The organism is Bacteroides sp. LFL-34 (assembly GCF_027257075.1).
Taxonomy (GTDB): Bacteria; Bacteroidota; Bacteroidia; order Bacteroidales; family Bacteroidaceae; genus Bacteroides; species Bacteroides ovatus.
The window spans coordinates 1-7,326 of record NZ_JAPQKZ010000081.1 but is presented as its reverse complement, the minus strand read 5'-3'; the positions used below and the strand labels follow the sequence as shown (position 1 = coordinate 7,326).

Genomic DNA, 7,326 nt, shown 5'->3' with positions numbered 1-7,326 from the left:
AGATTCGGGATAAAGCACCTTACCTGCCAGAAGGATAAAGGGCAGCATCCTGTTGTTGCGATACTCCTGCAAGGTGCGGCGGCTTACCCGGAGCATTTCCGCCACCTCCCTGTCCGTCAGGTAATGTTCCCCGTCCAGTGGCGGACGGTAACTTTCCAAAAATGCGGAGAGCCATTTGGAGCCTTTGAGCATATTCTGTATCGCGGTGGCAACCGGCTCGTCCTCCATTGAGAAAACCTCGTTGTTCTCGTTCATCATAACATCGGATTAAGTGGTTAATAAAAACAGAGTCATTTTCCATCGGGATAGATCGTGCCGATAAGCGGAATAAGCCGCCTGACCTCCTCCGGCCTGTAATAGAACCTGCGGTTCATCTGCGAGTAGCCGATAAGCCGCCTGTCACGCAATGACTGCAACGTGCGCGGGCTGATTCTCAACTGCCCGCAGACCTCCTCGCCCGTGAGCCACCTTTCCAGCCGCCCGCCGTCGCTTTTGCGCCTGAGGGCGGCGACTTTCTCCGAGAGGGCGTTGAATGACGCCAGCATCATCTCGAAGGTCTTTTTCTCGATAGATACGATTTCCATATACCAAAACATTTAATGATTTACCGCAAAGGTAACGCAGCCGCCTTGAATGCGTGCCGTTTTCCGCTATACGGCAGCTTGTTGCGCCGGTTGTCCGGGTTACGGAGTCACTTTCAAAGAAAATCTTACGTGAGTCACGTAATGAGTTGTTAAAGCCCCTTTTGTTTATTGCCGAATTTTGCCGCAGAGAAACAAAAGAAAGGACAAAATATGAAAGTGATAACGATTGAAAGTTCCGCCTTCACCGCCCTGACGGAACAGATAGCCGAGATAGCGGTCTATGTGCGTGCCGTTTCCGGTGAGAGGAAGGGAGAGTCTTCCGACATGCTGCTCACCACCCGCGAGGCGGCGCACCTGCTGAACGTGAGTACCCGTACCCTCCAACGTATGCGCAGCGAACAGCGCATCGGCTATATCGTGCTGCGCGGCAAATGCCGCTACCGCCGGTCGGAAATAGACCGCCTGCTCGCAGACTGCACCGTGGCAGAAGATGCAGCGACACTGACGGAACTGAAACGCAACCACACGCTGCGCACGGGCGGCGGCAAACCCAAAGGAAGGAGGACATAAGATATGGAACTGCTTACACGAAACAATTTTGAGGACTGGATGCAGAAGCTGATGGAACGGCTCGACCGTCAGGACGAGCTGCTGCTCTCCCTGCGACCGTCCGGCAAAGCCCCAAACCCGATGGAAAGTATCAGGATGTTCGACAACCAAGACCTCTGCATGCTGCTCCAGATAAGCAAGCGTACCCTGCAGCGCTACCGCAGCATCGGTGCATTGCCGTACAAGACGCTCGGCAAAAAGACCTATTACAGCGAGGAGGACGTACTGACATTCCTCTCCGAACACGTAAAGGATTTCCGCAAGGAAGATATAGCCTTCTACAAGGCGCGTATCCATAATTTCTTTAATAAATAACCCATTAAAACATTTTTCAAATGGCAAAGAAAACAACAGAAAAAGACGTGCTGATAGTCCGCGACGAGAAGACGGGCGAGATTAGCGTGGTAGCCGGGCTTAACGCCGACGGCTCACCCAAGCGTACCCCCGCAAAGGCGGAGAACGCGCAGAGTTTCCTGCAATTCGACAGGCACGGAGACGTGCTGGACAACTTCTTTAAAAACTTCTTCCGGCAGTGCAAGGAACCCAGCCGCTTCGGTTTCTACCGTGTCGCGGCGGACCAAGCCGACAAGCTGCTGGAAGTTATCAAGGACTTGCTGAAAGACCCCGAGGGCAACAAGGAGATGCTTGCGCCCCACAAGGTGGACACCTCCGGCTACGAAAAGAAAGTACAGGAGGAGCAGTCCGCCGAAAAGCAGGAACAACCGGGACAGAAACAAGATGACGAACCTAAAAAACAGGAAGAAATGGAACAGAAAAACGAACAGAATCAGGAAAACCCGCAGCAGGCGCAGAGCAACCGGGGCTACCAACCCATCGACGAGAGCAAGATCAACTGGAAGGAGTTGGAGGAGAAATGGGGCGTGAAGCGCGACGACCTTGAAAAGTCGGGCAACCTTGACAGGATGCTCAACTACGGCAAGTCCGACTTGGTGAGGGTGTCGCCCAATTTCGGCGGAGAAGCTTTCGAGCTGGATGCCCGCCTCTCCTTCAAGAAGGACGGCGAGGGCAACGTCAGCCTTGTGCCGCACTTCATCCGCAAGGAGCAGAAACTCGACGAGTACAAGGAACACAAGTTCTCCGACGACGACCGGAAGAACCTGCGCGAAACGGGCAACCTCGGCAGGGTTGTGGACCTCGTGGACAGGGAAACGGGCGAGATCATCCCCTCGTTCGTCAGCATCGACCGCAAGACGAACGAAATCACGGATGTCCCGGCAAACAAGGTGCGCATACCGGAGCGCATCGGCAAGACGGAAATCACCAAGCAGGAGCAGGACATGCTGCGTGCCGGGCTGCCTGTGCGCGACAAACTCATCGAACGCAAGGACGGCAGGAAGTTCGTCACCACCCTGCAAGTGAACGTGGAGCAGCGCGGCGTGGAGTTCGTGCCGGGAACCGGCAGGTCGCCACGTGCCGCACAAGCACAGGAAGCCAAGAACAACCCCGCACAGGGACAGGCGCAGGGTACGGAAAATACAGCCAACACGAACAAGGAGCAACGCCGCAACACGTGGACGAACGCCGACGGCAGCATCCGCCCCATCAGCAAATGGAGCGGCGTGGACTTCACCGAGCAGCAGAAAGCCGACTACGTGGCTGGCAAAGCCGTGAAACTGGAGAACGTGACCGACAAGCAGGGCTTCCACGCCACGATGTACATCAGGTTCAACCCGGAGAAGGGACGCCCGTACCGCTACGACACCAACCCCGACAACGCGCAGAAGATCGCGCCTTCCAACGAGAGCCGCACGCAGGTGGCGGTGAACAGCGAGGGCAAGACCAACGAGGCTACCAAGAACCTGAAGGAGCCGTTGCGGAAGGGACAGACCGCCCCGAAGGACACCGCACAGCAACAGCAGCAGGAGAAGCCGCAAAAGAAAAACAATAAGGGCATGAAGATGTAATCCGGTGTCCGCCACTAAATCCGAAGTAACATTTGTAAAATTCAAAACGACAGAAAAATATGAAGACAATCATTGCAGAAAAGCCGTCTGTGGCACGTGAGATCGCCCGTATCGTGGGCGCGACAAAGAGAGAGGAAGGATATTTCGAGGGAGGCGGCTACGCCGTGACATGGGCATTCGGGCACCTCGTCCAGCTTGCCATGCCCGACGGTTACGGCATACGCGGCTTTGTCCGTGACAACCTGCCCGTCATCCCCGACTCCTTCACGCTCATACCCCGTCAGGTAAAGGCTGAGAAGGACTACAAACCCGACAGCGGCGTAGTGGCACAAATAAAAACCATAACCCGCCTGTTCAATGACAGTGAGCAAATCATCGTGGCGACCGATGCCGGTCGCGAGGGCGAACTTATCTTCCGATACCTCTACCATTACATAGGATGCGCCACCCCTTTCGTGCGCCTCTGGATAAGCTCGCTTACCGACAAGGCCATCCGCGATGGACTGCGCAACCTCGAAGCGGGGAGCAAGTATGACAACCTCTACCTCGCCGCCAAAGCGCGGAGCGAATCCGACTGGCTCGTGGGCATCAATGGCACGCAGGCTCTCTCCATCGCCGCCGGACACGGCACGTATTCCGTCGGGCGGGTGCAGACACCCACGTTGGCGATGGTGTGCGCACGCTATTGGGAGAACCGCCGCTTTACCCCCGAAGCCTTCTGGCAGCTCCATATCGCAACGGACGGCTGCGATGAAGGAACGGTGAAGTTTTCCTCTTCCGAAAAATGGAAAGAGAAAGAGTCCGCGACGGAACTGTATAATAAGGTGAAGTCGGCAGGCACAGCCACCGTCACGAAAGCCGAACGCAAGGAGAAGACGGAGGAAACACCGCTCCTGTACGACCTGACCACGCTCCAGAAGGAAGCCAACGCCAAGCATGGCTTCACGGCGGAACAGACGCTTGAAATCGCGCAGAAGCTCTACGAGAAGAAGCTCATCACCTATCCGCGAACCGGAAGCCGCTACATTCCCGAAGACGTGTTCGCGGAAATCCCCAAGCTGCTTGCCTTCATCGGCAGCCTGCCCGAATGGAAGGGCAAGTTGCAGCCGAAAGCCGTGCCGACACGCCGCAGCCTGGACGGCGGCAAGGTGACAGACCACCATGCCCTGCTCGTCACGGGCGAGAAGCCGCTGTTCCTCTCCAAAGAGGACAGCACCGTCTATCACATGATAGCCGGGCGCATGCTTGAGGCTTTCTCCGAAAAATGCGTCAAGGACACTGCCACCGTCACGGCAGAGTGTGCCGGAGTGGAGTTCGTGGCAAAAGGCAGCATCATCAGGCAAGCCGGATGGCGTGCCGTCTATGGCAAGGAGAATGGAGAAGAGAACAACAGCCAAGAGGAAACCGCCGCCATTCCCTGTTGGCAGGAAGGCGACACGCTGGCACTGAAAGCCGCCTCCATCACGGAGGGAAAGACCAAACCCAAGCCGCTGCATACCGAAGCCACCCTGCTGTCCGCGATGGAAACGACTGGCAAGGAGATAGAGGACGACGCATTGCGGCAGGCTATGAAGGATTGCGGCATCGGCACGCCCGCCACCCGTGCGTCCATCATCGAAACGCTTTTCAAGCGCGGCTATATGGAACGCTGCAAGAAGTCGCTTGTCCCCACCGAAAAAGGGCTTGCCCTCTACTCGGTCGTGAAGGCGATGCGTATTGCCGATGTCGCCATGACGGGCGAATGGGAAAAGGAATTGGCACGCATCGAGCGTGGGGAACTGCCCGCCGATGACTTCCGCAGGAAGATTGAGGCATATACACGGGAAATTACCTCCGAACTGCTGTCGTGCGACAAGCTGTTCGCCCGCAGGGATTCCGGCTGCAAGTGTCCCAAGTGCGGAGCGGGGACGATGCAGTTTTACGGCAAGGTCGTCCGCTGCGACAACGCGGAGTGCGGTCTGCCCGTGTTCCGCCTGAAAGCAAACCGCACCCTCTCTGATGATGAAATCAAAAACCTGCTCACCGACGGACACACGAAACTGCTCAAAGGATTCAAGAGCAAGCAGGGCAAGAGTTTTGATGCCGTAGTCGCCTTTGACGGGGACTATAACACGGTTTTCGTGTTCCCAGAAAGGAAAAGTAAAGCGACCTCTGCGAAAAGAAGAAAATAAATGTTTAACTTTGCCACTGGTTCAGAGTAATGAATTGTTCTTCGATACCGGATTACACTCATACTTTGGATTTAGTGGTGGCACTCGGAGGGATACCGGGTGCCTTTTTCTTCTCGTTTTCCAACGATTATCCCTATCATCATTATCAATCCACTAAATTCCAAAGAAATGAACAACAAGAAGAAAAACGAGGGTCGGACCGACTTTTCCTATTACGGTCTGTACCTGCTGGACTACCTCACCACGAACAAGTTCGAACAGGCAGCCGATGAAGCCTTCATCCGAGAAAGAACCGACCGTGCCGCCGAAGCGTATGAACGGGCAAGGCTCGAAGGCTATCCTGCCGACGGGGCGCAGGAACTGGCGATGAAGGTGCTGACGGAGGGCCTTCGCTACTCCAGGCACGCCATCCTGCGCGAAGTCGTGGAGAACGAATTTGCGGGTGAAGTACCGGGAGAAAAATGTGAAGCCTTTACCCAGAAGCTGCTACCGCTTGTCGGAAACGTATTCTCCATCTATGACCTCTCGGACGACAATTTCGCCCTGTCGCCCGAATATGACCTGCTCTACACGGAGCTGACGGGAGCCGTCATCCTCTATATCGAAGAGTATGGCGTTTAACCGCAAACAGAGGCTGAGGGACAACATCGAGGCGATACGGACGGCATTCCTCCTTGACAGGGAACAGCGCACACCCACCGCACGCGAACGGCTCTTGTTAGAGCGTTATTGCGGTTTCGGGGGACTGAAGAGCATACTCAACCCTGCAAGGGAACTGACGGATGCCGTCCACTGGGCGAAGTCCGACCTCGAACTGTTTGCCCCTACCGTGGAACTGCACAGGTTGCTGCGGGAGAACACAAAAGACGAGACGGAGTACAAACGGTATATGGATGCCATGAAGCAGTCCGTGCTGACCGCCTTCTATACCCCGCCGGAGATAACCGGGACCATCGCGGACGTGCTGCATGAACACGGCATCCGTCCCGACCGGGTGCTGGAGCCGTCGGCAGGTGTCGGTGCATTCGTGGACGCCGTGCTGGAGAACAGACCGGACGCGGACATCATGGCTTTTGAGAAAGACCTGATGACGGGCAAGATACTGAAGCACCTGCATCCCGGACAGAAAGTAAGGGTACAGGGCTTCGAGAAGATAGAAAAGCCGTTCATGAACCATTTTGATTTGGCTGTCTCCAATATACCGTTTGGCGATGTGGCGGTGTTCGACCCGGAATTTTCGGGCAGCAAGGATCCTGCAAGGCACTCGGCGGCACGGACGATACACAATTACTTTTTCCTGAAAAGCCTTGACGCGGTGCGTGAAGGCGGAATCGTGGCGTTCATCACCTCGCAGGGGGTACTGGATGCCCCGACCAACGCGCCCATACGCGAGTATATGATGAACCATACCAATCTGGTGGGCGTAGCCCGCCTGCCGAACAACCTCTTTACGGATAACGCGGGAACGGAGGTGGGCAGCGACCTGATTATCCTGCAAAAGAACAGCGGAAAGAATGGTGAACTGTATTACAACGAAAAACTCTTCGTGCAGACCGAACAGACCCCTATCGGCACTTCCGTAAATGGGTATGTATGGAGCATCGGCTCGCTTTCACACACGGATTTGATCAGAAGTACCGACCCGTACGGGAAACCAGCCTATAAACTCCTGCACCGTGGGGACATCGCACAACTGGCGGAAGACTTGCGGGAGCATCTGAAAATAGAACTGCAACAACTTGACAGGAAACTGTATGAGAAACACAGCCTGCATCCGACAAAGGAGGAAAGCACGGCTGCGGAAGTGCAACCTGCTCCGAAAACAGAAAAGGTATCACCTTCTGTAATAGCCCCCGTTTCTGTAATTGAGCCTGTCAAGGGAGTGGAGAAGCCGCAGGCACAGCCCATAGAGGAAAAGCCGGAGATTGAGCCGCGCCAACCCAACCATTCGTCAGCCGTGCAGCTTACCCTGCTCGACCTTTGGGGTATGCCCATAGAGGAACCGGCAAAAAAGAAAAAGGCAGCGAAAAAGGAAAG

The 7,326-nt window shown here is 55.5% G+C and carries 8 protein-coding genes; 6 read left to right on the top strand and 2 right to left on the bottom strand.

The window, feature by feature from the left end:
- On the bottom strand, nucleotides 1-258 hold a 258-nt coding region (locus tag N5O98_RS26055), incomplete at its 3' end, for a helix-turn-helix domain-containing protein (RefSeq protein WP_269496167.1).
- 32 nt (nucleotides 259-290) lie between these two features.
- The gene (locus tag N5O98_RS26050; protein WP_008645715.1) at nucleotides 291-584 is read right to left on the bottom strand and encodes a helix-turn-helix domain-containing protein; all 294 of its coding nucleotides are present in this window, start codon (nucleotides 582-584) and stop codon (nucleotides 291-293) included.
- A 210-nt stretch (nucleotides 585-794) separates the two neighbouring features.
- Here N5O98_RS26050 and N5O98_RS26045 point away from each other — a divergent pair, with 210 nt between their 5' ends.
- The 6 genes from N5O98_RS26045 to N5O98_RS26020 all read left to right on the top strand — a co-directional run.
- A complete protein-coding gene (locus tag N5O98_RS26045; protein WP_005830221.1) occupies nucleotides 795-1,154 on the top strand; it encodes a helix-turn-helix domain-containing protein in 360 nt (119 codons plus the stop codon).
- Nucleotides 1,155-1,157: 3 nt separating this feature from the next.
- Nucleotides 1,158-1,508 carry a helix-turn-helix domain-containing protein gene (locus N5O98_RS26040; RefSeq protein WP_004308425.1) on the top strand — a complete coding sequence of 117 codons (351 nt, stop codon included), beginning with the start codon at nucleotides 1,158-1,160 and terminating at the stop codon, nucleotides 1,506-1,508.
- A 20-nt stretch (nucleotides 1,509-1,528) separates the two neighbouring features.
- The gene (locus N5O98_RS26035; RefSeq protein ID WP_004308421.1) at nucleotides 1,529-3,118 is read left to right on the top strand and encodes a DUF3945 domain-containing protein; all 1,590 of its coding nucleotides are present in this window, start codon (nucleotides 1,529-1,531) and stop codon (nucleotides 3,116-3,118) included.
- A 59-nt stretch (nucleotides 3,119-3,177) separates the two neighbouring features.
- Nucleotides 3,178-5,289 (top strand): type IA DNA topoisomerase, encoded by a 2,112-nt coding sequence (gene topB, locus N5O98_RS26030; protein WP_269496164.1) that lies wholly within the window; start codon nucleotides 3,178-3,180, stop codon nucleotides 5,287-5,289.
- 168 nt (nucleotides 5,290-5,457) lie between these two features.
- The gene (locus tag N5O98_RS26025) at nucleotides 5,458-5,910 is read left to right on the top strand and encodes a DUF1896 domain-containing protein (RefSeq protein ID WP_005830224.1); all 453 of its coding nucleotides are present in this window, start codon (nucleotides 5,458-5,460) and stop codon (nucleotides 5,908-5,910) included.
- On the top strand, nucleotides 5,900-7,326 hold a 1,427-nt coding region (locus N5O98_RS26020), incomplete at its 3' end, for an N-6 DNA methylase (RefSeq protein ID WP_269496161.1). The genes N5O98_RS26025 and N5O98_RS26020, both read left to right, overlap by 11 nt.

Coding starts and splice junctions, on each gene's coding strand:
- N5O98_RS26050 (WP_008645715.1), bottom strand. CDS start 584: ATGGAAATCGTATCTATCGAGAAAAAGACCTTCGAGATGATGCTGGCG.
- N5O98_RS26045 (WP_005830221.1), top strand. CDS start 795: ATGAAAGTGATAACGATTGAAAGTTCCGCCTTCACCGCCCTGACGGAA.
- N5O98_RS26040 (WP_004308425.1), top strand. CDS start 1,158: ATGGAACTGCTTACACGAAACAATTTTGAGGACTGGATGCAGAAGCTG.
- N5O98_RS26035 (WP_004308421.1), top strand. CDS start 1,529: ATGGCAAAGAAAACAACAGAAAAAGACGTGCTGATAGTCCGCGACGAG.
- topB (WP_269496164.1), top strand. CDS start 3,178: ATGAAGACAATCATTGCAGAAAAGCCGTCTGTGGCACGTGAGATCGCC.
- N5O98_RS26025 (WP_005830224.1), top strand. CDS start 5,458: ATGAACAACAAGAAGAAAAACGAGGGTCGGACCGACTTTTCCTATTAC.